This window comes from Strawberry lethal yellows phytoplasma (CPA) str. NZSb11, from assembly GCF_000397185.1.
GTDB lineage: Bacteria > Bacillota_I > Bacilli_A > Acholeplasmatales > Acholeplasmataceae > Phytoplasma > Phytoplasma australiense.
Genome location: NC_021236.1, coordinates 819,357 through 841,682, shown reverse-complemented (window position 1 = coordinate 841,682; position 22,326 = coordinate 819,357). Strand labels below are relative to the sequence as shown.

33 protein-coding genes are annotated in these 22,326 nt (G+C 27.2%); all 33 read right to left on the bottom strand.

Translation table 11 applies throughout. The features are described 5' to 3' along the window. Positions 1 to 727: 727 nt before the first annotated feature. The 33 genes from SLY_RS04080 to SLY_RS03940 all read right to left on the bottom strand — a co-directional run bounded on the left by SLY_RS04080 (position 728) and on the right by SLY_RS03940 (position 22,263). The gene (locus tag SLY_RS04080) at positions 728 to 2,416 is read right to left on the bottom strand and encodes a hypothetical protein (protein ID WP_015638283.1); all 1,689 of its coding nucleotides are present in this window, start codon (positions 2,414 to 2,416) and stop codon (positions 728 to 730) included. A 306-nt stretch (positions 2,417 to 2,722) separates the two neighbouring features. Then, a complete protein-coding gene (locus tag SLY_RS04075) occupies positions 2,723 to 3,322 on the bottom strand; it encodes a hypothetical protein (protein WP_015638119.1) in 600 nt (199 codons plus the stop codon). A 23-nt stretch (positions 3,323 to 3,345) separates the two neighbouring features. Then, positions 3,346 to 3,816: a Panacea domain-containing protein gene (locus tag SLY_RS04070; RefSeq protein WP_015638282.1), complete on the bottom strand. Its 471-nt coding sequence runs from the start codon at positions 3,814 to 3,816 to the stop codon at positions 3,346 to 3,348. 35 nt (positions 3,817 to 3,851) lie between these two features. Next, complete coding sequence (locus tag SLY_RS04065) at positions 3,852 to 4,409, bottom strand: SVM family protein (RefSeq protein ID WP_015637738.1); 558 nt, start codon at positions 4,407 to 4,409, stop codon at positions 3,852 to 3,854. Between the two features lie 24 nt (positions 4,410 to 4,433). Then, positions 4,434 to 5,264, bottom strand: a complete 831-nt coding sequence (locus SLY_RS04060; protein WP_015638281.1) for a hypothetical protein — start codon at positions 5,262 to 5,264, stop codon at positions 4,434 to 4,436. A gap of 92 nt (positions 5,265 to 5,356) precedes the next feature. Further along, positions 5,357 to 7,000 carry a DNA double-strand break repair Rad50 ATPase gene (locus SLY_RS04055; RefSeq protein ID WP_015638280.1) on the bottom strand — a complete coding sequence of 548 codons (1,644 nt, stop codon included), beginning with the start codon at positions 6,998 to 7,000 and terminating at the stop codon, positions 5,357 to 5,359. Positions 7,001 to 7,002: 2 nt separating this feature from the next. Further along, positions 7,003 to 8,100: an AAA family ATPase gene (locus SLY_RS04050; RefSeq protein WP_200858687.1), complete on the bottom strand. Its 1,098-nt coding sequence runs from the start codon at positions 8,098 to 8,100 to the stop codon at positions 7,003 to 7,005. A gap of 106 nt (positions 8,101 to 8,206) precedes the next feature. Continuing rightward, positions 8,207 to 8,836, bottom strand: coding sequence for a hypothetical protein (locus SLY_RS04045; protein ID WP_015638047.1), 630 nt, complete (start codon positions 8,834 to 8,836; stop codon positions 8,207 to 8,209). Positions 8,837 to 8,838: 2 nt separating this feature from the next. Next, a complete protein-coding gene (locus SLY_RS04040) occupies positions 8,839 to 9,162 on the bottom strand; it encodes a hypothetical protein (RefSeq protein WP_015638115.1) in 324 nt (107 codons plus the stop codon). Positions 9,163 to 9,180: 18 nt separating this feature from the next. After that, positions 9,181 to 9,414, bottom strand: coding sequence for a hypothetical protein (locus tag SLY_RS04035; protein ID WP_041784339.1), 234 nt, complete (start codon positions 9,412 to 9,414; stop codon positions 9,181 to 9,183). Next, complete coding sequence (locus SLY_RS04030) at positions 9,407 to 9,847, bottom strand: hypothetical protein (protein WP_015638050.1); 441 nt, start codon at positions 9,845 to 9,847, stop codon at positions 9,407 to 9,409. Before SLY_RS04030 ends, SLY_RS04035 begins: the two co-directional genes overlap by 8 nt. Before the next feature lie 22 nt (positions 9,848 to 9,869). Beyond that, the gene (locus SLY_RS04025) at positions 9,870 to 10,079 is read right to left on the bottom strand and encodes a hypothetical protein (RefSeq protein WP_200858685.1); all 210 of its coding nucleotides are present in this window, start codon (positions 10,077 to 10,079) and stop codon (positions 9,870 to 9,872) included. 1 nt (position 10,080) lies between these two features. Next, entirely contained in the window at positions 10,081 to 10,239 is a 159-nt protein-coding gene (locus tag SLY_RS05480; protein WP_015638052.1) for a hypothetical protein, read from the bottom strand. A gap of 1 nt (position 10,240) precedes the next feature. Continuing rightward, the gene (locus SLY_RS04020; RefSeq protein WP_015638053.1) at positions 10,241 to 10,870 is read right to left on the bottom strand and encodes an N-6 DNA methylase; all 630 of its coding nucleotides are present in this window, start codon (positions 10,868 to 10,870) and stop codon (positions 10,241 to 10,243) included. 215 nt (positions 10,871 to 11,085) lie between these two features. Next, the gene (locus SLY_RS05435; RefSeq protein ID WP_015638054.1) at positions 11,086 to 11,256 is read right to left on the bottom strand and encodes a hypothetical protein; all 171 of its coding nucleotides are present in this window, start codon (positions 11,254 to 11,256) and stop codon (positions 11,086 to 11,088) included. After that, on the bottom strand, positions 11,228 to 11,296 hold the full coding sequence (locus SLY_RS05935; RefSeq protein WP_420893820.1) for a DUF2963 domain-containing protein: 69 nt from the start codon (positions 11,294 to 11,296) through the stop codon (positions 11,228 to 11,230). Before SLY_RS05935 ends, SLY_RS05435 begins: the two co-directional genes overlap by 29 nt. Positions 11,297 to 11,309: 13 nt before the next feature. Beyond that, complete coding sequence (locus SLY_RS05130) at positions 11,310 to 11,966, bottom strand: DUF2963 domain-containing protein (protein WP_015638114.1); 657 nt, start codon at positions 11,964 to 11,966, stop codon at positions 11,310 to 11,312. A 21-nt stretch (positions 11,967 to 11,987) separates the two neighbouring features. Beyond that, positions 11,988 to 12,278: an HU family DNA-binding protein gene (locus tag SLY_RS04010; RefSeq protein WP_041784572.1), complete on the bottom strand. Its 291-nt coding sequence runs from the start codon at positions 12,276 to 12,278 to the stop codon at positions 11,988 to 11,990. A gap of 19 nt (positions 12,279 to 12,297) precedes the next feature. After that, entirely contained in the window at positions 12,298 to 13,362 is a 1,065-nt protein-coding gene (locus tag SLY_RS05125; RefSeq protein ID WP_015638277.1) for a DUF2963 domain-containing protein, read from the bottom strand. Positions 13,363 to 13,367: 5 nt separating this feature from the next. Further along, positions 13,368 to 13,844, bottom strand: coding sequence for a Panacea domain-containing protein (locus SLY_RS03995; RefSeq protein WP_041784358.1), 477 nt, complete (start codon positions 13,842 to 13,844; stop codon positions 13,368 to 13,370). Positions 13,845 to 13,870: 26 nt separating this feature from the next. After that, positions 13,871 to 14,416 (bottom strand): Panacea domain-containing protein, encoded by a 546-nt coding sequence (locus SLY_RS03990; RefSeq protein ID WP_015637724.1) that lies wholly within the window; start codon positions 14,414 to 14,416, stop codon positions 13,871 to 13,873. 64 nt (positions 14,417 to 14,480) lie between these two features. Beyond that, positions 14,481 to 15,293 carry a DNA adenine methylase gene (locus SLY_RS03985; RefSeq protein WP_015638276.1) on the bottom strand — a complete coding sequence of 271 codons (813 nt, stop codon included), beginning with the start codon at positions 15,291 to 15,293 and terminating at the stop codon, positions 14,481 to 14,483. Then, the gene (locus SLY_RS03980; RefSeq protein WP_041784269.1) at positions 15,268 to 15,471 is read right to left on the bottom strand and encodes a hypothetical protein; all 204 of its coding nucleotides are present in this window, start codon (positions 15,469 to 15,471) and stop codon (positions 15,268 to 15,270) included. The genes SLY_RS03985 and SLY_RS03980 overlap by 26 nt, the downstream gene beginning before the upstream one ends. Positions 15,472 to 15,694: 223 nt before the next feature. Then, positions 15,695 to 15,778 carry a DUF2963 domain-containing protein gene (locus tag SLY_RS05330; RefSeq protein WP_148284457.1) on the bottom strand — a complete coding sequence of 28 codons (84 nt, stop codon included), beginning with the start codon at positions 15,776 to 15,778 and terminating at the stop codon, positions 15,695 to 15,697. 28 nt (positions 15,779 to 15,806) lie between these two features. Continuing rightward, positions 15,807 to 16,445, bottom strand: coding sequence for a dTMP kinase (gene tmk / locus SLY_RS03975; RefSeq protein ID WP_015638061.1), 639 nt, complete (start codon positions 16,443 to 16,445; stop codon positions 15,807 to 15,809). After that, the gene (locus SLY_RS03970; protein WP_015638109.1) at positions 16,435 to 17,067 is read right to left on the bottom strand and encodes a hypothetical protein; all 633 of its coding nucleotides are present in this window, start codon (positions 17,065 to 17,067) and stop codon (positions 16,435 to 16,437) included. Before SLY_RS03970 ends, tmk begins: the two co-directional genes overlap by 11 nt. Positions 17,068 to 17,090: 23 nt before the next feature. Then, positions 17,091 to 18,377 (bottom strand): replicative DNA helicase, encoded by a 1,287-nt coding sequence (dnaB, locus tag SLY_RS03965; RefSeq protein ID WP_015638108.1) that lies wholly within the window; start codon positions 18,375 to 18,377, stop codon positions 17,091 to 17,093. A 265-nt stretch (positions 18,378 to 18,642) separates the two neighbouring features. After that, the gene (locus tag SLY_RS05755) at positions 18,643 to 18,774 is read right to left on the bottom strand and encodes a hypothetical protein (protein ID WP_015637942.1); all 132 of its coding nucleotides are present in this window, start codon (positions 18,772 to 18,774) and stop codon (positions 18,643 to 18,645) included. A gap of 17 nt (positions 18,775 to 18,791) precedes the next feature. Then, positions 18,792 to 19,181, bottom strand: a complete 390-nt coding sequence (locus tag SLY_RS03960) for a Panacea domain-containing protein (protein WP_015638107.1) — start codon at positions 19,179 to 19,181, stop codon at positions 18,792 to 18,794. 144 nt (positions 19,182 to 19,325) lie between these two features. Continuing rightward, a complete protein-coding gene (locus tag SLY_RS03955) occupies positions 19,326 to 20,582 on the bottom strand; it encodes a DNA cytosine methyltransferase (protein WP_015638065.1) in 1,257 nt (418 codons plus the stop codon). A gap of 223 nt (positions 20,583 to 20,805) precedes the next feature. Next, positions 20,806 to 21,273, bottom strand: coding sequence for a Panacea domain-containing protein (locus tag SLY_RS03950; RefSeq protein WP_041784345.1), 468 nt, complete (start codon positions 21,271 to 21,273; stop codon positions 20,806 to 20,808). A 101-nt stretch (positions 21,274 to 21,374) separates the two neighbouring features. After that, positions 21,375 to 21,608, bottom strand: coding sequence for a DUF2963 domain-containing protein (locus SLY_RS03945; RefSeq protein ID WP_015638275.1), 234 nt, complete (start codon positions 21,606 to 21,608; stop codon positions 21,375 to 21,377). 1 nt (position 21,609) lies between these two features. Beyond that, positions 21,610 to 22,263: a sigma-70 family RNA polymerase sigma factor gene (locus SLY_RS03940; RefSeq protein ID WP_015638274.1), complete on the bottom strand. Its 654-nt coding sequence runs from the start codon at positions 22,261 to 22,263 to the stop codon at positions 21,610 to 21,612. Positions 22,264 to 22,326: the final 63 nt, after the last annotated feature.

The following is a 22,326-nucleotide window of genomic DNA, read 5'->3' as shown; positions in this document are numbered from 1 at the left end:
TAAATAAAGAAATTAAAACTATTTAAAAGTTTTTATTTCTTTATTTATATATTAACCATATATATTATAATAATTTTATATATACTAAATAAATACAAAAACCTACTAAAGGTTTTTATATTTATTTAGTATCATTAATATTATTTATTTAATCTTAAATAAATAATATTAATGATTATGTTTCTAATAAGGTTAAATCCGAATTAATCATTACTAAACACAAACCAATTCAAAATAGCCTTGAAGGGCTTTTTGAATTGCTGTTTAGTTTTACTCACGGATTTAACCTTATTAGAAACATACCCATTATATATATAGGCCGAAAAAAACAAAATGTCTGTAACAAAACGACATGGATTAAATTTTTTTACACAATAATGCGGAATTTCCAATTTTGGGGTGGTTTTTCCATATAAAGGGTTTTTTGAATGTCACTTAAAGGCTAAACTGGATTTAAGGGGGGTATAAATTACAATTAGGGTAATAACCCTAATTGTAATTTAATCGCAGCCAGAGGGGCAAAATAATGCGTTAAAGAGGCATGTTTGATTTGGGGGTGGTATTTTTTATTCTAAAAGTAGTTATTTGAAATTATTATTTTAATTTCTTGTTTGACTTCTTCTTTATTATAACATAAAACTCTTTTTTAGATTTTACCAAAGATGAACAAAAAAAAAAAAAAGACCTTCTAATGAAGGTCTTAATATCAATTAATATTTAATTCTTATCAATTAATATTTAATTCTTGAGGTTTTTTGGGTGGTGGAGTGGTGTCATAAAAATTATTAAAAGTATTGTTTGAGCCAGAACAATAACTCCCATTAACGAACCAATCATCTATGAAGGTATTTGTAACATAATAATATCTACATTCTTTCCCTTCTTCATTATAAATGTCTCTTGATGAACGACCAAATTTATCTCTTATTTCTCCAGCTGAATAAGAACCGCCAGCTTTAATGTAACATTGTTTAAACCATTCTGCATAAGCATCACGATATTGTTTGGCGAGTTGGAGTTGGAGTGTATCATTTTTACAAACTAAATAATAACAACAATCAGTAGTTTCAAAAGTATGTTTGACTAATTTAATCAGGTAAGGAATAGAAATTTTTTTATAAGCAGGAGAAGTAATTTCAAAACCAGCATCACGATTTTCGCTTCGTTCTACATAGTCATCTTCTTGAACTAGAGGAGGAAAAGTGTAAAGGTTGTTTTCTCGTTTCCAGTCACGAATAGCTTGGTAAGGATCAATAGCATCGGGTAATTTAATTTCTTTGATTCTTTTTTTAGTAGTGAAAGAAAAAAGATAGATGTTTTTGGCACCATTAGAGAGTTTCAATAAATCTTTAATGGTGTAAGTTTGGGAACTTTCTGGGAAAAAACGGATTCCATCATCAAAGTAAATAGCCTCTATTTGTTGTTGTTGAGGTGGTTCTAGTTCAGAAACTGGTTCACTAAAAACTAATCCTACTCCATAAGTATCATATCTTATTTTATGCATATCAATAGAAGGTGTACAATAATATTTTCCTGGGGCCTTTTGTATGCTTTCTCCTTGTATAGTATTTCTTTCAATCATCTCACTATATGCTCGATAACCACTTCCACTTTCCCTGAATCCAGTTTTATAAAAATCAATCTTTGGGACAATTTTATATGTAAAAGGTTTATCATTCCAAAAACGAGGGAATTGGATTTCTTTACTACTAGTTTTATGATTATATTCTTTTTGTGCTTGTAAAAGCCAATTTTTGATTTCATTATCTTTTTCATAGGTTGTGTAATTTATTGAAGGTAAAGGAACAACCAGACCAGTAGTTGGAGTAGCGTTGTAACAACCTAATTTAGTTAATTTGGGTTCTTTGATGATTTTGTTTTTGATTAAGTATTCGTTTATCGCTTTTTCTTTATTGTCGCTTGCATAGATATTTTGCTTGACGAAAGTTATATTGACATTTGTTTGAGTCGGTTGTTTGTTAGCGTCCCAAAAGACAAAAGCTTCCTCAATAGCGATTTCGTATTTTAAAAAGTCATCTAAGGTGTATTTATCGCAAGCTTGAGGATATTGCTCCTTAAAAGGGTTTTGCCTGGCTTTGAAAAAAACACAGATTAATCCTGCAGGAGGATTTTTGAAGTACCAGATCAAGGAATTGTTAGCATAAGAATTATAAGTAGGCTTTTTATTCAAACCATAAGTAGAAGTTTCAATGTTGAAATATTTTAGGATTTCATGGATACTTTCTTTGGATAAAACAGGAATGTCATATCTTTTCATTTTGGGTTGAGTCGCTAACCATTCTTGTTTGAGGGTTTCGTAATCTGCTAATTTAATTTTGGTTTTGTTTTGACTATTAAAAAAAGAAGAATTAGCATTGATGCAAGGGACAAAATTGAAGATAATAATTAATAACATAATTATTAATTTTTTAGATAAAGGGAATTTTAATTACTTTAAACATTATTTAATAACCTCCTTTTTGTTATTTGGGTATAAAAAAAGACCCCTAGTAAAAAAAGGGTCTAAATTAGATTAAAAAAATGCTTCGTTGAAATTAAAGGTAAAATTGTAAAAATTAAAAGTAAGTATTTACAAGGGTTTTTGAGAGTTCACTTAGAGGCTAAACTGGATTTAAGGGGGGTATAAATTACAATTAGGGTTATTACCCTAATTGTAATTTAATCACAGCGAGAAGGGCAAAATAATGCGTTAAAGAGGAATTTATTTTTGAATTTTAGAATATTTCTCATCATAAAAAAAATTATAAACCCCAATATGAATATAAAAATCTATTTCAGGGAATCGTTTTACTCTTGTTTTTATAATCCAATCACTATTTTTATATTTTATTTGTTTATTATGAAAATTATTATTATCGCTTTGTTTTTTAATAATTTTTTCAATTTCTTCTAAAATTTGATTAGGTTTAAATTCTCGTTTTAAAACAAAAAAAATTAATGAAATTTTGTTATCTTTTTCTGTTGTATTATAAATTAGTTGTTCATATTTTTTTTCAATTTTATAACCACGATCTTTTTCTTTTAAAGTAGCACATTCTGCTATGTACTTTTTTTCATTTTTAAAAGGTATTATAATATCTGTTTTGCCATGATTATTGTTGGCTTCACAATTAACGAAATTTTCGAACGAAGAAGGATAACTGTTTAATTGTACAAAAATATTATCTCTATAAATAGCTTCAGTGTCTTGTGGATTAGAATTGTTATTTTTTCTTAAGTTTTTAGTTCTAGAAATACTAACACAAACACTATGAATTGTTTTGATAATTTCTTCAAAATTATCTTTATTTAAATTTTTCAAACAGCAATTTACCCCTTACACAATTAAATTATATTATCTTTAAAAAATTTTTCTAATAATTGGTGAGTAATGATGTTATTTTGCCATTTTTTACGAGGATTATAAGCCTCTTTCCATGGAAGTTCTTCATGAGTTTTAACACTTAATTCTCTGGCACTGAAAGGAGAATATTTATTAATTACTTTATCAATAATTTTTTTAGCTTCTGTAGTTAATTCGTTTTTACTAGCACCTTTACAAACATAATCATTAGGAATTGAATTATCAACAAAATTGAAAAATTCACTGTAAATATTTAAAATGACAGGACCAAACAACCATGCTTCAATTTTTTCTGGAAAAAGTGTTTTTCCTGTTTGGGCTATATAATGACCTTGAATGTAATATAATAATTTATTAATTTTCATATTGGAAATTTTATATTTATTAGTATCCGTTTGGCTAATTAAATAATTTGCAACATCAAAAACATTGATTTGATTATTATTTTTCATCTTTTAAACCTACTTTCTAATTTTTTTTATTTCTTTTATCGTCTTCGATTGTTATTTGGTGGATTTGGATTATTTTGTAATTGTTGAATTATAATATTTATTTGTCTTCGGTTTTGGTCTATTCTTATTTGAATATTTCTTAGCACGTTAATTTGTTCTGTTGAAGCATAAATGGGTATATTATTAATAGCTGTATTCATTTCTTGTATTAATGATAAATGTTCTCTTTCAAGTTGAATTTTTGTTATATTGCGTTCAAAATTTATCATAAATTGATGCTGATTATTGTGTTGTCTTTGTTGATGAGTTATTATTTGTTGGTGTATTTGTTGGCTTTGATTTAACAAAGTATTAATTTCAACTTCTGAATTATGATTTCTAAGAGCATTAATAATTTGTTGAATTGTTCCTTCTTGTATAGATAATAAATTTTGAAAAATCCTATACTCATCTATATTATTATCGATATTTGAATTATTTTGGGATAGATTATTATTCATACCCATAACCTGTTTGTTATCAACAATAAATAATAATCCTAAACAACTAATTAAAAAGAATGGTAAAAGATGTAATTTATTTTTTACTAACATTATATATTACTCCTTATTTATTATTTATTCCTCAACTTTGATGATTTCATAGAGGGAGTTGAGGGATTTTAAGATTTCATTTTTATATTCTTTTTCTTGTCTTTCATAGCTTTCCACTAAATCATTTTTAAACTTTTCAGCACGAGATAACATATCTTGGTAGTATTTTTGTTTTGATTCTAATTTTTTGATTTGAAGTTTGACTTCGCTGATTTCTTCAATTATTTTTTGTTTTTCACTTTGGAGTTTTTCAATTTCAGCTCGTAATCTAATTTTATCATCAGGAGAAGCTAAATTTTTTTCTTCTTGCTTTTGTTTAATTTCTTTTTCTTTGGCTTCTTTTTGTTGCTCTAGTTTTTGTTGTTGTGGTTTTAAAGCTTCTATTTTAGGTTGAATTGAATCCAGCTGGGTTTTTAATTCTTCACATTCTTTTTGGGATTTATTAATACCAGTAGGGCGGGTTTTTCTGTTTTCTAAAAGTTCTAAACTCAATTTCCAACTATTTTTTAATTTATTGATTTCTTCTTGTTCTCTCTCTGATAAATCCGATGGTAATTTATAAGTGTCAGTAGGTTCGGTGAAAAGATAAGTTTTAATTTTTTCTAACCGAGCAGATGTTGTTTTAATTTTCGGTTGGGGTGTTTCTTCCGTAGAAAGTTTCATTCTTGAGGAGTTTGGTGTGTTTTCGGGTTCTAAGGAATCTTTTTCTGGAGTTTGTCCTAAAGGAGATAAAGAATTTTTTTCGTTTTGATAATCATTAAATCCTTGAAAAAGCCCGATGATAATTGCAATTCCGAAAAGTAAAATGATAATAATAGTTATTAAATGTTTTTGAAAAAAGTTTGGTTGCTTCATAATTTATTTACCTTTCTTGATAATGGTGATAATTAATCATATCACTTATCACCATTATACAATTTTATTAATAAAATAATTAGAGAAAATAATTATTTATTCTTTCTGGTTTCTTCCTTTAAATTATCTTCTGGATCCATAACCATTTCAGGGATTTTGCCAACTCGTCTAGCTTTTATCCGTTGTTGAGCGCGAGCGTAACTCGGATTTTCTTGGTCTAGTTGTTCTTTATTGGTATTTATTGCTTTATTTATATTTTCTAATTTATCTTCTAAACTATCTTCTTTGTTTAACAAAGGAACAGTGTCTGAAACTTCATCTCGTTTTTCTTCTAATTCATTAATGATGTTTGCATATCCATCAACGACGTTACGTCTTCTTTCTTTAATGCCTTCAGCCAATTTTTGGGATTCATCCAATTCCTTTTTTAAATTATCTTGCTTTTGACGAAGTTTATAACCCGCTAAATCTTCTTTGCCATCTTTGTAGTCAGCGTCGAGTTTGGCTAAATCGTCGTTGATATCTTTAGTATACTTTTCTAAAGCTGCTTGGGTAATCATTAGTGGTTTTTCTTTGTTTTCATTAGCTACTTCATTATACATTCCCCATAAACGGTGGCCTTCGTGAAGAACTAAAGTAGCTTTTGACATACCTTGTGCGAACTTACGCGTAACACTTATTGTTTTACCTATAACTTTGAGAGCAAATTTTCCAGGGATTAAGTCAGTAACTTTATCAAAACCTTTGAAGACCCATTTGGCAATATTTCCTGCTGATGCTTTATTTTCTTCTTGATAAGTTGTCAAGCGGTTATGCATTTCTTGATATTTTAATTTTAAATCTTCATATAATTCTTTTTTGAGTTTGATTTCTTCAAGTTTTTTATCGACTTTATCAATTTCTTTTTGGATTTCAGCATGACGTTCTTTAACTGATTTAATTTTATTAAACAATGTTTTTTCATCATCAGATAAAGTTTGATAAGTTTCTTCTAAATCATTTTTAAACTTTTCAGCACGAGATAACATATCTTGGTAGTATTTTTGTTTTGATTCTAATTTTTTGATTTGAAGTTTGACTTCGCTGATTTCTTCAATTATTTTTTGTTTTTCACTTTGGAGTTTTTCAATTTCTGCTTGTAATCTAATTTTATCATCAGGAGAAGCTAATTTTTCTTCTTCTTGTTTTTGTTTAATTTCTTTTTCTTTTGCTTCTTTTTGTTGTTCTAATTGGATTAGTTTGCCTTTTAAGATAGTGATATTTTCGGTATTTTTATCTAAATTTTCTTTTATTTCTTTAATTTTGACTTCGTTTTTTTCTAAAACATCTTTAATTTTACCTTTGGCTTCTTGGGTTAATTCTTTTTCGTCGCGAAGCTCTTTTAATTCTGCTTCACATTTTTCCAATTCCTTTTCCCAATCTTTTTTTAAACCATGATAATTATTAATGGTTTCATCGTATTTTTTAATTGCTTCATCAATTTTTCCGATTAATTGACCTGTATATTTAGATGATGGTTCAGATTTATGAAAGAAAGATAAGTAAAGAAAACTGAATAGGGTAAGAATAATTAAAAAAGGAATTAAATAACTTTTTAGAGTTGTGGTTTGTTGATTGTGAGAAAATTTGTTTTTGATGAAACAAAAAAGACCAAAAACAGTAGTAGCAAGCAAAAACCATGTTAAATAAGATTTTAAGTTAATAAAACCTTTCAGAACGTCTAATGGTGATATCATATTTATTCACCTCCTTTCGGGGTTAAATTGTTTTCAATTTGATCTAATAAACTGGTATCTGGTGAAATAATCAATTGATAAGCTTGTTTTAAATCTTCTTTGTTAATTTCACTTCTTTTGTTTTCACCTTTACCACGGTTTTTAGCAAAAATACTAACAGTGGTTTTAAACAAGTTTTCTAAGGTACGATTGGCTTTTAAGAATTGTTGATTTTGTGGTAATCTTTCCAAAGCTTCGTTAATTACTTCAAATAAATACTGTTTTGCTTCTTCACTATAAGGGTTTTTTCTTTTCTTCGTTAAGAATTCTAGCATTTGTTGACGTTCGGCTTTTCCTCCTGGGGTTACTTCGATGTTAAAATCAAATCTTGATTTAATCGCTTCATCAATTAAATGATATTGATTTGTTGCCCCAATTATGAAAATTGGTTTATCAGGATTATTATTCATAGAAGTCATTTCAGTTTTGAATTGGTTGACAACATTCGCGATTTCTGAACCTGCTTCTAACATACTTAAATCAGTAAAAATAGTTTCACATTCATCTAAAAAGATGATCGCCCCATTAGATTCTTCTGCAACAATTCTTGCATCTTCAAATAAATCTTTTACCATTTTCGGTGCTAATCCTTTATATTTTTGGGAAAATAAGGAACTATTTACTTCAAAGAATGGTAAATTAGTTTCTTTGGCAAGTGCTCGTGCTAAGGTGGTTTTACCTGTTCCAGGGCAACCGTACATTAAAATTCCTAAGGGTGGTTCAACTTGTCCGATGCCTTGGTAGTTTTCAGGGTTTTTTAAATAATCCATAAACCCTTGGACTGCTTTTAATTCTTCTTTAAACCCAATTAATTTGTCTAAACCGATAAATTTTTGTGGGTCGGAAGGATCAAAAAATACTCCTTCTTTTTGGAGGTTTGTGTTAGTAGGAAGATTGTTATTATTTAATAAAGTTTGTTTTTTATCTTTTGGTTGCTCTTCTTGTTGTTTAAGTAACCCTTTGTGTTGGTTTATTTTTTCCTCAGTAGTGCTTAAAGTTTGATGATGAATCCAGACATAAGTTGCTAACCAAAATAAAAAAAATAAAATGATAATCGTCATTACTTTTGAGAGAAGTGGTTGGCTTCGGCTTTTGTTTTTGGTTTTCATAATTTGTTTCCTTTCTCAAATAAGACTAAGTTAAAAAACTTAGTCTTATTTCTTTTAATTAAGCTAAATTTTTAATTTTGTTTTCAATAGTTGTGCCACTACCACTAAACGCATTTCCATTTGAATCAACTAATTCATAGTCAAGAACTAAGGTTAAGAGTGGATTTGTTGCTTTAACAAAGTTGTTTTGTTCTAATTTAATTTGAATATTGGTATTACCTTTGCCGTTTGGTTTATATATAAGTTGTTGACGCTTGGTGTCATCATAAATTATGTTATTGGTTTTAATTTCTAAATTAAATAGTGTTTCAGGATTAGAAAAAGTATTATGAGTGTCATATTTTGGAGTTATTTTTAGATATAAACCAATATCAGAGTCAAATCCATTTAAGTTTAGAACTGCTTGATGATTGATAGTTATGGTGTGATGATATTTGTTTGGATTTAAATTAGGCATCGGTAAAGGGATAAGGGTTTTATCTTCATTGTTACCGCTGATTTTATTGACTTCAAATAAAGGGGCATTGTTTTCGCTCATTAATTTAATTTTTTCTTGTTTTTGACGTGAGAAATAATTATTAATAGCCATAACAGAACTAATGGCAAAAAAAGAGCACATTAAAATTGACAGGACAATTATAATTTTGTTTTTAGTTTTGTTATTTGGTTTTTGGTTTGGTTTTTTCATAATTATTTACCTCCTAAGGTTGATTTAATGATATCAATTAAATTATTTGTACCCGTGGTTAACCAAGGGATTTGGTTTTGGTAATAAATAACATTGACACGTAAAATAAAATATAAAATGATTGTTAAATTTATAAATGTTTTAAATAAATTGCCTTTGTTGTTATTGTTGGTAGTTGTTTGGGTTGGTTGTTTTTCTGGGGTGGTTGGTAATTTGACTACTGTTTTTTCGCTTGGTGGTGTTTGTTTTGAATTTAGTACTTTTTTATTTTTTAATTCGGTTGATTTTTTATTTGTTTTTTTCTTTTTTATTACTTTTTTGATCATTGTTTTTCTCCTTTTTTATTAATTATTTTTTTCTTTGTAATTTTCTAAATCATCCTTTTCTTTTGATTCATTATTTGGGTTTGGAATAATTGAAAACGAACTTTTAGTTTTGTTGTCTTTTTTTGGCTCATTTTTTTTATTGATTTCTGGCAATGGAAGAAAATTAAAAAAGATTTTTTTAATGATAAACATTAAAGCAGTTGTGAATAGGGCGCCAACAATAAATCCGATGGGGAAATTGAGATCATTCATTTTCATCCTCCTTCTTAATAATTGGGTTGATATTTTGCGATTTTAATTGTTTTTTTCTTGCTTTTTTCTCTTGCCAATGAGAAACTTTAACTCTTTGAACCATAATTTGGGATTGGAGTTTTTCTTGGTTTTCATTGATTTTATCTAATTTTTTTAATAATTGTTTTTCTAAGTATTCTTGTTTGGCATTTTGGATTTCTAATTTTTGTAGTTTTTTGTTGGGGAAAAAAATACCCAAAATTAAATCTTTGAAGAAATTTAAAGTGTTTGCAATTAATTTAAAAATTGGTTTGAACCCAGAAACAACAAGAATAGTAAAAAGAGTTGTTTGAATTCCATCCATTCTTCGTTCAAGGATTTCGGTAGTTGTAAATCCTTTAGAGTATTTTAGAATAAAATTGCTAATTGTTGCAAATATTGAAAAAATAAACATTATTTACCTGCTTTCTTAATTTTTATAATTTTTCTATTTCTTCTTCTAGTTCTTTCATAACTTTTCTTTGTTTTTTAAACGATTTCTTTTTGTTTTTAAAAGTTTTATTGGGGCGGTCTAAATTAAGCCATTTCCCTTTTGGTTGATTATATTTATTAGTTTTTTTCTTGGATTGGGAATTGCGGGATTTGAAATAAGTCCCATTAAATGCTTCTGACATGCCGTCGCTCATATTATTCATTCTCCTTATTATTTTTTTTATCAAGTTTTTCTATTAATTCATCTAGATTTTTATGTGTTTCATTGAATCGTTCTTGGGTTTGTTTTTTAGCATCATCAGCATTATCTTTGTGTTGTTTAATGTTTTTTCTTAATTGTTCTGAATTAGACATTTTAAATCATTGCTCCTCTACAAAAATAATGCGGTTTTAAATTATTAACATTAAAAATTAAAATTTCTGAATGAAAAACAACATTTTCAAAAACATCTTTGGGAAGACTAATAATAGAAGAGATTTCGGGATATTCTTGATTTACAAATTTTTGTAATCGTTTGCTATTTAGTGATTGATTAAGTCTAAAACCATAAGGTGTGAATAAAACAATTGGAATATCTTTGCCAAAAATTTCAATTATTTTTTTTAACCACAACTCAGGCAATAATGGACGACCACCATATTTTTCCTTAACATAACTTTTATTTTTAAAATCTAAATTAAAAGGTGGGTTTGTTATTACCAAAGATATTTTTTGTTTCTTTAAATCTTTTTGACTTAATTCTAAAAAATTTTTATTAATTAAATTAGGAAAAGAAGTTTTTTCTATATCAACCCCCAAAACATCAAAACCTTTTTCTTTCCAAGGCAATAATAAAGATCCTTCGCCAACGCAGGGGTCAAAAATCAAACGTGGTTTGATTTGAGGTGATAAAATATCATATAGAAATTGCGATACCCAACTAGGAGTATAAATAGTAGATTTTTTTTCATTTTTGAAAAAATTATTTCTATCAACTCGATACATTTTTTATTATTCCTTTTCTATTCATTTTTTTATACTTTTTCTTCATTATAGATAAATGTTCGTTAATATATTTATTAAATTAATATATAAAATTATTATAATTTGGGAATTGATACTCTCTTCAATTACTTGACGAGTTAATAAATAAGTAGCGAATATTGACAGAAAAATAATAATTATATGAAAAAATGTTTTAAAGTGTTTTCCTAGTTCTTTCATTTTTTTTGCCTACTTTCTTCTCTAATTGTTTTTTTTAATTTACCATTTTGTAATTTTAAAATTAACAATTGTTTTTTTATTTCGTCATCTTGGTTTTTATTTGAAACAGAAACATCGGGTTTTGGTTTTGGGATTAAATTAAGTAAAAGACTCGACAATACAGGCAATTGTTTTTCCGTCGGAGTTGTAATGGGTTTCTTTGGTTATTTTTCCTTCGGAATTAAAAAGTTTTTTCTTCTTTAATTGTTCCGTCGGAGTTGTAATAAGTTTCTTTGATTGGTTCCTCTGTTATGGGGTCATAATCAGTAATATAATCTATTGTTTTGCCATCTTTGTAATATTTGGTATATTTGGTTTCATTGCCTGTTTGGGGGTCGTATTCTTGGATGACATAAATTGTTTTGCCATCTTTGTAATATTTGGTATATTTGGTTTCATTGCCTGTTTGGGGGTCATATTCATGGATATAATTAATTCTTTCGCCATCTTTGTAATATTGGGTATATTGGATTGTATTACCTGTTTGGGGGTCAATTTCTATGATGTAATCAAGTGTTCCATCAGGGCGATATTTAGGTCCTTTTTTAGGTTTTTCATTTTCGTCGTTAGATGTTATTTCATCTATTTCTTTTTCAAGTTTTTCTATTAAATCATCTAGATTTTTATGTGTTTCATTGAATCGTTCTTGGGTTTGGTTTGTTTCAGCCGCCTTTCTTTCAGCTTCTGTTTGAGCTTGGTGACGCAAAGCTTCGCTTCCGCCTGCTTGTGGGTCTTGTGTTCTATTGGCGTTGAATAATCTATAACTTATAAAAATCATTCCCAATAAAGCTAAAATAGCAAAAACTCGGCTTAATTTAGAAGGATTATTTTTTGTCATTTTTTTTGCCTACTTTCTTTTTTAATCTAATTCAATGTTTTTGACTTTATCTTTAAGGTTTGATGATATTTTAAAAGTCACAGCCGTTTTAGCAGGGATTTTTATTTTTTTACCTGTTTTGGGGTTTCTTCCTAAACGAGCTTGTCGGGTTTTTAAAACAAATCTTCCAAGTTGGGGTGACAAAACTACCTCTTCGTTGGAAGTTATTGCTTCAATTAAGGTGTTTTCAAAGGAATTGTAAAATTCCTCAGTTTGGGTAACTGAATTTTTAGTTACTTTTGCAAGTGTTGTAATTAATTCTTTTTTAGTCATATGTTTTTGCTCCTTTCTTTTATTTATATTTTTTATTGATTGTTCCATCGGAGTTGTAGTAAGTTTTTTTAAACAATTTACCATTAGGATGGTGTTTGTATATAAAAGCTATTCTTTTGCGATCGAAGGAAAAACCAGTTGTTTTAATTAATTTGTTTGTTTTGGGATGGTACTTAAATTCTGTAGTATAGTCAATTGTTTCACCATCTTCTCGGTAATTAGTAAATTTAATTAATTTACTTATTTGGGGGTTGTAATTTCTGATGTAATCTATTGTTTCGCCATCGCCAAGATAAAAAATTTCTGTGGTTAATTTACCATCAGAATTGTAATAGGTTTCTTTGGTTGGTTCCTCTGTTTCAGGGTGGTATTCGGTGATGGATAAAATTGTTTCACCATCTGAGTAGTATTCGTTCCATTTGGTTTTATTGCCTGTTTGAGGGTTGTATTCGGTAATATAATCTATTGTTTTGCCATCTTCTTGGTATTGAGTTTCTTTGATTGGTTCTTCTGTTTCAGGATCATATTCAGTAATAAATTCAATTGTTTTTCCATCGGAATAGTATTGGGTTTGTTTGGTTAATTTACCATCTGAATTATAATTTGTTTGTTTAATTACTTCTTCTGTTTCAGGGTTGTATTCTTGGATGACATATATTGTTTTGCCGTCGGAGTTGTAATAGGTTTTTTTGGTTAATTTACCATCTGGGCTATATTCAACAACAGATTTCTTTGTTTTGCCATCAGTTCTGTATAAAGTTTGTTTGGTTAATTTACCTGTTTGAGGGTTGTATTCGTTGGTGTAATCAATTGTTTTTCCGTCGTCGTCGTATTTGGTGTGTTTGATTAATTCTTCTGTTTGGGGGTTGTATTCGGTGATGTAATTAATTGTTTTTCCGTCGGAGTTGTAATAGGTTTTTTTGGTTAATTTACCATCTGGGTTATATTCAACAACAGATTTCTTTGTTTTGCCATCAGTTCTGTATAAAGTTTGTTTGGTTAATTTACCTGTTTGGGGGTTGTATTCGTTGGTGTAATCAATTGTTTTTCCGTCAAGGTAATAAAAAGTTTTTTGATAATTCATATTATTTATGCTCCTATATTTTTATTGTTTTCAGAGAAATATTCTAAAATGTCTTTGTTTTTAATAATCTTTTTAGACCAACCAGAATCATAATCTTTGTAATAACTTTTTATCCATGGGTGCTCCATGTGAGTTTGAGAAGATAAATCATTAGGTGATGCATCGCCGTATAACCAAATCATAAAATCAAGGATTTGTTTTTGAGTTGCATTTATTTTAGTTATATCTCCCATTGCTAAAACTTCGGGATTTATTGGTTGATAAGTAAAATCTTTTAATTGCTTGCATAATTCAGGAAAGACAGGACCATAAATCCAGGCTTGTATTTGCTCTTTTAAAAGAGGTTTTTTGGTTTGTACTAGATGTTTGGCATGAGCGTAATAAATCATTTTATTCAGTTTCATTTTAGTAGTTGAAGAAGGGTTGTTTTTGACGATATAAAGGGCAACGTCAAAAACGTTAATTTGTTTTGTTTGGTTCATTTTATTTATTTTCCTTTTTGATTTTTTTACCACCAGTCTTTACCGAAAATACCAAATTTTTTATTAAAATTTTGTTTTAATTCATCTTGGTGGATTGTTTCTAAAAGTTTATGATTTGAAAAAAAGTTTTTTAAATCTTCATCTGAAATTGTGCTGTTGTTGTTTTTGTAACGATAATAATGGTATGTTTCGTCCTGTGGGGATTGTTGGTGAGAAATATTAGCTAATTCCTTCCCAGTTTTATCTTTGCATAACAACAAAACTTCATCAATGTTTTTCTTTCTTTTTTCGTCGGTTATTATTTTTTGACTTCTCCCATCACATAATGGTTTTACAATCGATTTTTCAAAATAATCTTTTAAAACAACATATAATTCTCCAAAAATAGGTCCATATTTCCAGGCTTTTGGATGCTCTAAAATTAATCTTTTTTTGTATTCAATTAAATATTTTACATAAGAAAAATAAATTAATTTGTGTAGCTTCATGTGAGTTAAATTTTGGTTGTTGTTTTTAAATTTTATAATAATATAATTTGCAACATCAAAAACATTAATAGATTCTTTTTTCATAATTATTTTTCTCCTTTAATTAAAATATTTATTTGTTGATTAAAATTTTGATTATTTGTTCTTTTTAATAATTTTTAATAATAACTTCTTGCGATATCCCTTTTGAAGTTAAATTGTGTTTTGTAGTGGTTTGAATGGGTTGAATGTGAAATTTTTTAAACAATTCAGTTATTTTTGACGAATTATAATTTGTATACAACCACTTTACCTTGCGATAATTTGCCATCTCTAAACTTTTATAAAGTCTTTTGTGATCTTCAAATGTGAAAGGTTTTTGATAAAAGACTTTATCTTTAATCCCTTCACGCCAATACGGAGGATCAACAAATATAAAATCGTTGCTTTGGGTTTGGTTAATGACACTTTCAAAATCGCCATTTAACAATTTTATATTCTTAACATTGGTTTTTATTCTTTGTATTTCTAATAAATCAATTATAGGGTTTTTGAAACGAGATGAAAAATTGTATCCTAAATAAATAGTTCCATCAGAGCGATATCGGAAAATGCCCCGAAAAGCATATTTCAATAAAACGTAAAAAAGGGCACTTTTATAAGCACCCAAATTACTTTTATTAAATTTTTCTACCAAATGTTTAAATGATTCTTTTTGCGTCTTTTGATCTTTATTTACATATATTTTGTCTTTAAATTTACGCACATAATCGCAAAACAATTCTGGTTGTGCCAACATATCTTTCCAAAGTTGTATTAAATTGATATCATTATCGTTCAAGGTGACAGTTGAGGGAGTAAGAGATTGGAATAAAGCCCCACTTCCTAAAAAGGGTTCATAATAATTGTTATAATTTGTTGGAATATATTTTAATAATTGAGGCAACATTTTCTTTTTACTGCCTATCCATGGTATTTTCATTATTAAACTCCTTTACCCAAATATAAATCAAAAAGACAACATCAGAAACAAGACTAATAGCTGTATTTGCTTTGATTCCTAAATTAAAATCAAAAAATAAGGTCATTAGATTTGTTATGATAAATCCTAAATATGTTATACTTAACAATATTAAAATGTGTTTGGGAGTTAAAATCATTTTTATTCTCCTTTATTTATTTGAATTATTTTTTTACTAATTAAAGTTTTAATAATTTTATAAAAATGTTGTTGATATCCTAAGAATCAATAAAATAAATTCATCTGAAAAAATATAATCAATTATTTTATCCACAAAATGAGAGATAAAAAATGACAAATAAACAAGTCCAAAATATGACACTCATAACACTTTCTCCTTTCTAATTTTCAATGTATTTGTTTCATTTACTTTTTTTAGCGTTATATTCATTAATAAATTCAATTGTTTTACCATCGTCGTCGTAAAAAGTTTTTTGATAATTCATAATTATTTTTCTCCTTTAATTAAAATATTTATTTGTTGATTAAAATTTTCATTATTTGGGCTAAATTTTCTTTTTGCGAGTTGGTTGCGTTAATCATAAAATAATTACAATTTTTGTGGTTGCAATTTGCATCATTACAGTATTTATGTTGGTTTAAATAATGTTTGCGGACATTTTCAAAATAATTTAAGGGTTTTTGTTCAATGAGGTCTAATTTATGATTTGTTTGGGTTTGTTTTCGTTGTATCCCAATTTGAGGGTCAATATCTAGGTAAAAAGTTAATTTAGGTTTAATTAAGAAATGATTGATAATTTTTGAAGTAATTTTATCATCATAATCTATGTAATTGCCTTTGCTTTGATATGCGAAAGTGGAATCATACCAACGGTCAACTATAACAAGATAACCACTTAATAAAGCAGGGATTATTAATTCATCTTGAGTTTGCATCATATTGGCAAGGCTTAATAAATATTTAGTTTTAGGGCTTATTTTGGATTGATGTAAAAATAAATTTCTGATTTCTTTTCCAACGATGGAACTGCCTAAACCTTGAAAAACTTTGATTTGATAGCCTTTATTTTCAAAATATTTTTTTAATTCATTAATTAAAGTAGTTTTGCCACTTCCGTCAACACCTTCAAAACTAATTAATTTATTTGTCATTAGGGTGAACCATCTTTTTAATTAAATTAATAGGTGAAAAGGGAATGAATTGGTTGGTTAGTAAGTTTTGTAAAAAGAGATTAGCTGAATTGGAAAATAAATTGATTACTTTGTTAATTGATTGTACTTTACCATTTTTAATTTTATTATTTAATCTTTGAGTTTCGGATTCATCATTTGTTAACAAATAAAACCCAAAACGAGTGTCTAGTTTTTTTAGTTGTTGTCCTTCTACTATTGATTGTTTGTATCTATCTCTAAGGCAAGTTTTGAAATTGAAAGCAATGATGCGTTTAGTTTTGGTAAACAACACTAAATCAAATTTGATATCGGGGATGAAAAATAAACATGATTGAGGGTATAAATATTTAATTCCTTTTTGATTTAGATAAAGCAAAATTAAGTATTCGTTAATTTTACCTCTAATTGATTTTTGACTTTGGGAGTTGTGTTGGTTGTTGGTTAAATATGCATTGAGTATATTATGACAATCAAACATATACTGATTAAAAACTTTGTTGAAAAAAATTGGTTGAACTATTTGTTTGGTGATGTTAACGCACAAAGATTTATGATTAAAAACGTTAATATTTTCAAAATCTAGATTAGTTAATTTTTTCATTTTTTTCTTTTCTTTTTTTATTCTTATTCTTTTGCTTCAAATCTTTGGATTTCTTGAAAAAAATTAAAATTACATTCGCCCTTTTGACCGCTACGGTTTTTGGCAATAATTAAATTCGTATGTGGGTTGTTATCAGGTTTTTGCCAATAACTTTCGCGGTGTAATAACATCACAATATCAGCGTCTTGTTCTATCGATCCTGAGTCTCTTAAATCGGATAAAACAGGCCTTTTGTCTACTCTTTTTTCAATATCCCTTGAAAATTGAGATAAAGCTACAATTGGAATATTAAGTTCACTTGCTAGGTTTTTTAATTTGCGTGAAATTTCAGATATTGCTTGGTATATATTAAAACTTTGGTCGTCTTTTAATAAATGGAGATAATCAATAAAGACAATATCAAGTCCTTCATTATATTTCATTTGACGGCATTTGGTTTCAATATCTTTAATTTTGTTATTTCTATCATCATCGATTAAAATGTTTAATTGCGTGATTTCGTCATCAGCGATAAGTAACTGTAATTTTTCATCTTTATTTATTTTTTTGTGTAGGAGTTGTTTTAAAGGGATTTTAGAAGCAGAAGAAAGTAGCCTAAATGCTAATTGTTCCGCTGCCATCTCTAAACTAAAAATAACTGCTTTTTGGTTTTCTGGGTTGCTAGTAAAGTTTTTTGCAATATTACAAGCCAAATTTAACATAAAAGCAGTTTTTCCCATCCCAGTTTTTGCTCCTAAGATAATTAATTCCTTTGGTTTGAAACCAGAAATTAATTCATCTAGATTTTTAAAGCCTGTTTTTATTCCTATAAATTGGTTGGGGTTGTCATCATTAAAAATACTTTGGCAAACATAAGGACTTAACATTTTTATAGACACGAAGGGAGATTTAGTTTTTTGCATAAAACTTTCTACTTGGTTTTTGACTGCTTGCAAATAATTGTGAATATTTTTAGTTTTTGATAATGCGGTTGGTAATTGTTTGATTAATCCTAACACATCTCTTTTAAGGGCATTTTCTGTAATTAAATCAATGTATGTTTTTAAATATTCACTTGCAGGGGTCATCTCCACTAATTCAATTAAATAATCAGTCCATTTAGTTTTGTATAAATTGTTAGTTTCTAAAACAGAACCCACCGTAACATAATCAATTTCGCGATTTTGTATTTTTAGTTGTTTCATTGCCTCAAAGATATAACGATGTTTGGGGTTGGAAAAATTGTTTGTGTTGACTGAATTTATAACAGCATCCATTTTTTCTGGTTTTAATAATAGTGTCCCTAATAATGCGCGTTCGGCTTCAATCATCTTTCAAACTCCTTTTTTTTGATTTGGGTTATTTATTCATTTATGTTATTATATTTGCTTTGTTTTTGTATTTTTAAATCCTTTTTGATTTTAGATTTTTTGCATAAAAAAAGACTCTCGATTAGAAGAGTCTAAGGGTTGCAAGAAAGAATATTTTAGTTAATTTTTACTTGTTAATTTAATGGTTTAAGAGATAAAAAAGAATAAATAATAGTTAAAATATTATTTTAAAATCTATTCTTTAGGATTACCAATTCCTATAAAATTACAAAAATAATTTTTGTTCTAAATCATTTAAAATTTGTTGGTAATTACAAGTTAAATTTCTTGTTTTAGATAAATATAAAATAATGTTTTTTGTTTCGCAAAATTGAAATATAACTTTTTGAGTTGACATTTCTTTTATTATTTTTGTTATATTAGATGTTTTTTAGATAAATAACATTGTTTTAATGTTGAATCTAAAATAGAGTTTTGTGAAACATCTTTCTTTTTATAACTTATTTTATAAGGACCATTTTCTTTATGAATAAAATTATATATTTGTCTTAATGTTTTAGAACCATGTTTTTTTAAAATGCTATTCATTATTTGGATATGTTCTTTGGTAAATTTATTTTCATCGTATTTTTGAGAAAATGTTATTGTTTTATCAAATTTGGTGGGATATTTAATTTGTTCTAAATATAAAGGCAATGAAATAGGACCTTCTTCCCAAGCCTCAAAATCATTTTCAAACATAGGAATGTTGTATTTAAGTAAATATTTACAATATGTCAAAAATACTATTTTTTGGATTTTCATACGAGTAAAATCATCTTTGTTTTGGTGTTTTACTAAATAAATTGCAACATCTAGAATATCTATTTTATTAGATCGATATTTAATAAACGAGCAAAATTTTTTTTAAAATTATCATCTTTTAGAATTAAATCCGTTAATTTGTTTTCATTCACTTTTTACCTCTTTTAAAAATTTTTTTATTTTTTTAGCAATAGCATTAGATAGTAAAATAGGTACTGCGTTACCTATTTGTTCACACCTATTTGAATGGCTCCCATAAAATTTATAATTTAATGGAAATCCACTTAAAGCAGCGGCTTCTCTTATTGTGATGCTTCTATTCAACCAAGGATGGATAGGTAAAGCACTATGTCCTGGAACCAAAGTGCCGCATGGTTTGTGTCTAGATAATCTAGTAGCACTTCCACGAGAATAAAAACTACTAATTTTAAGTTCATTTGGTAATTGGTCAATAATATGAGAAATATTTTTTCCCTCAGGGATAAAACCAAATCTTTTAATAGTTTTGGGATTGTGTGACATCGGTATATTATCTAAATCATCTAAATTATTATAATCAATGGTTTTGAAAACATCTTCTACAGTAGTATAAGGGAGTAAATTATCACAAAAACTCATTCCATTAATATTCCCTAATGGATTATCTTTTTGAAAATGAGTGATTTTAGGAAAGGTAAAAATTTTTTTTATTTCTTTTTTAACTGCTACTATAATAGCTCTATTTCTAGCAGTAGCTGCACCATACCAAGCTGAATTTAATACTTGATGGTAAACTTTATAACCCATTTTATCGTATTTATTTTTAATATCATCAAATACAGAAATTAAAACTTGTTGTTTTTCTAATTTTTTTAATAAATCATTTTTTTGTTTTTTTAATTCCAAAAGACGTTTATTTTCTAATTCATGAGATAAATTCTTTTTTCTTTTGCTACCTTTTTTGGCTTGAAGTTGAGCGTATTCTTGCCAAATATCATCAATTTCTTTTTCAAATTGAGGAATCAATTCCTTTTTTAAGATTTTAGTAGTTAAAAAAGTAGGAACATTTTCAATAATAGAAATTGTAGGTTTTAAATGGTTAACAAATTCTAATTGTTTTAAATATAAATAATTTCTTTTATCGGTGGGTTTTCTTTGACCTGCTAAACTAAATCCTTTGCAAACAATACCACCAAATAAAACATCAACATTTATAATTGAGATTTTATTAATTGAGATATCATTAATATCTCTTGGGTCTATATAACATTTTTTTTCTAATAAAGGAAAATTTAATTTCAAAGTTTGAATACAATTGGGTTCAAATTCATTAATATAAACGCTTACGAAACCATTATTAATAAACCCTAAATGAGAACCGCCAGCACCAGCAAAAGTTTCAGCAATAGTATTTTTATTCATATTATATTCTCGCTTTTAATTCATTAATTAAAAAATCTAAACCTTTGACATTTTTGATGTTTAAAAATGTATCAAAAGAAGTTGCATTTTTCATTTTTTAAACTACTTTCTTTTTTTAATTATTATATTATTTTTTTACAAATTAAAATATGAATTTTAACATAAAATCGGTTTTGCTCCTATTAGGTTGCATAGTTATTTGCTCCTTTATTGTGTTATAAAATTATACTTTTCTATTTCTTTGAGAATAATAATTTTGAATAAGTTTATCAGGAATATTATTTAAAGCAAAATATTGCGATATATAACTTCTTTCCCAAGGAGAATTTGGTCTATGTGTTATATTTACTAATTCGGTAGCTGTTTTAGGATCATATTTTTCTATAACATAATCCATAATTTCTTTTTCTTGTTGGGAAAAAATGTTTTGATCATAATTTTCTTTAATTTTTTGTTGATAATTTAATGGTTTTTTGTCTTTTGGTAAATTAGTATATAATTTAGGTGAAACTGGACCATAAGCCCAAGATTCAAAATCATTATTAAACATAGATTGGTTAGTATCTATTAAATTTTTAGCATATACAAAAAAAACTAATTTTTGAAGTTTTAAAGGTGTATAATCATTTTTATTTTGGTGGTTTATTAAGTAAGTAGCTACATCTAGAATATCTATTTTATGAGTTTGCATAGTTATCAACTCCTTTATTGTGTTATAAAATTATACTTTTCTATTTACTAATTCGGTATAAAAAATACCCCTTCAAAAAAGGGGTTTAGTTTATATATTAATTAAAAAGTTTTTTCTTCTTTAATTGTTCCGTCAGAATTGTAGTAGGTTTCTTTGATTGGTTCCTCTGTTATGGGGTCATACTCGGTAATAAAGTCAATTGTTTTGCCATCTTTATTAAACCAAGTTGTTTTAATAAAATTCCATGTATCGGGATCATGTTCTTGAATGGCGTAAATTGTTTTACCATCAATATTGTAATTGTAGTAAGTAGTTTTATTTTTTTTACAATTCATATTATTTATTTCTTTCTTTATATATTTTTTGTAATTTAGTAATTGCTTCGTTTTTGATAATCACTACTTGCCTTGAAGATAATTTTAACATTTTTCCTATATTTTTGTTGGAATACTCAATTTGAGGTTCTTCATTAACGTTTCCCAAAGGAATCCCAAAACTTAATCTAATAATGTCAAATTCTTGGGGATTTAAAATATTTTTAAGGTTTTTTAAGAATAATTCATGATTAGTTTGGTTTAGCCATAGTTGATGGGGGTTGAGGATTGTGCTCCACTTGGGTTGCGTTGCTTCTTCCCATTCTTCTAAAGGAATATTACTTGTTTGTTTTTCTTTCCGAAAATCCTCTCTGGACATGGAAGTGGTTTGTAGGCCTCTGATAAGTTTTGTAATTTCACCTTTAATTGTTGGGATAGCATAGACAATAAAATCATAACCAAAATCTTCATAATCATCTAAAGCTTTAATTAAACCTAAAATTCCTTCTTGGTATAAATCCTCTCTTTGGAGTGATTTAGGGAAATATGTAAATTGTTTAACTATGTTTTTTACTAATGAAAAAGGTTCTTTTAAATGCATTTCAATCAATTGATCGCGAATTGCTAAATTCTTTTTATTTTTTAAAAAATCTTTAAATAATTTTTGTCTTAACATTTTATTCCTTCCTAAAAATATTTTTTGAAAAGATATGAAATTATTTTTTTAGTCTTGAAAAGA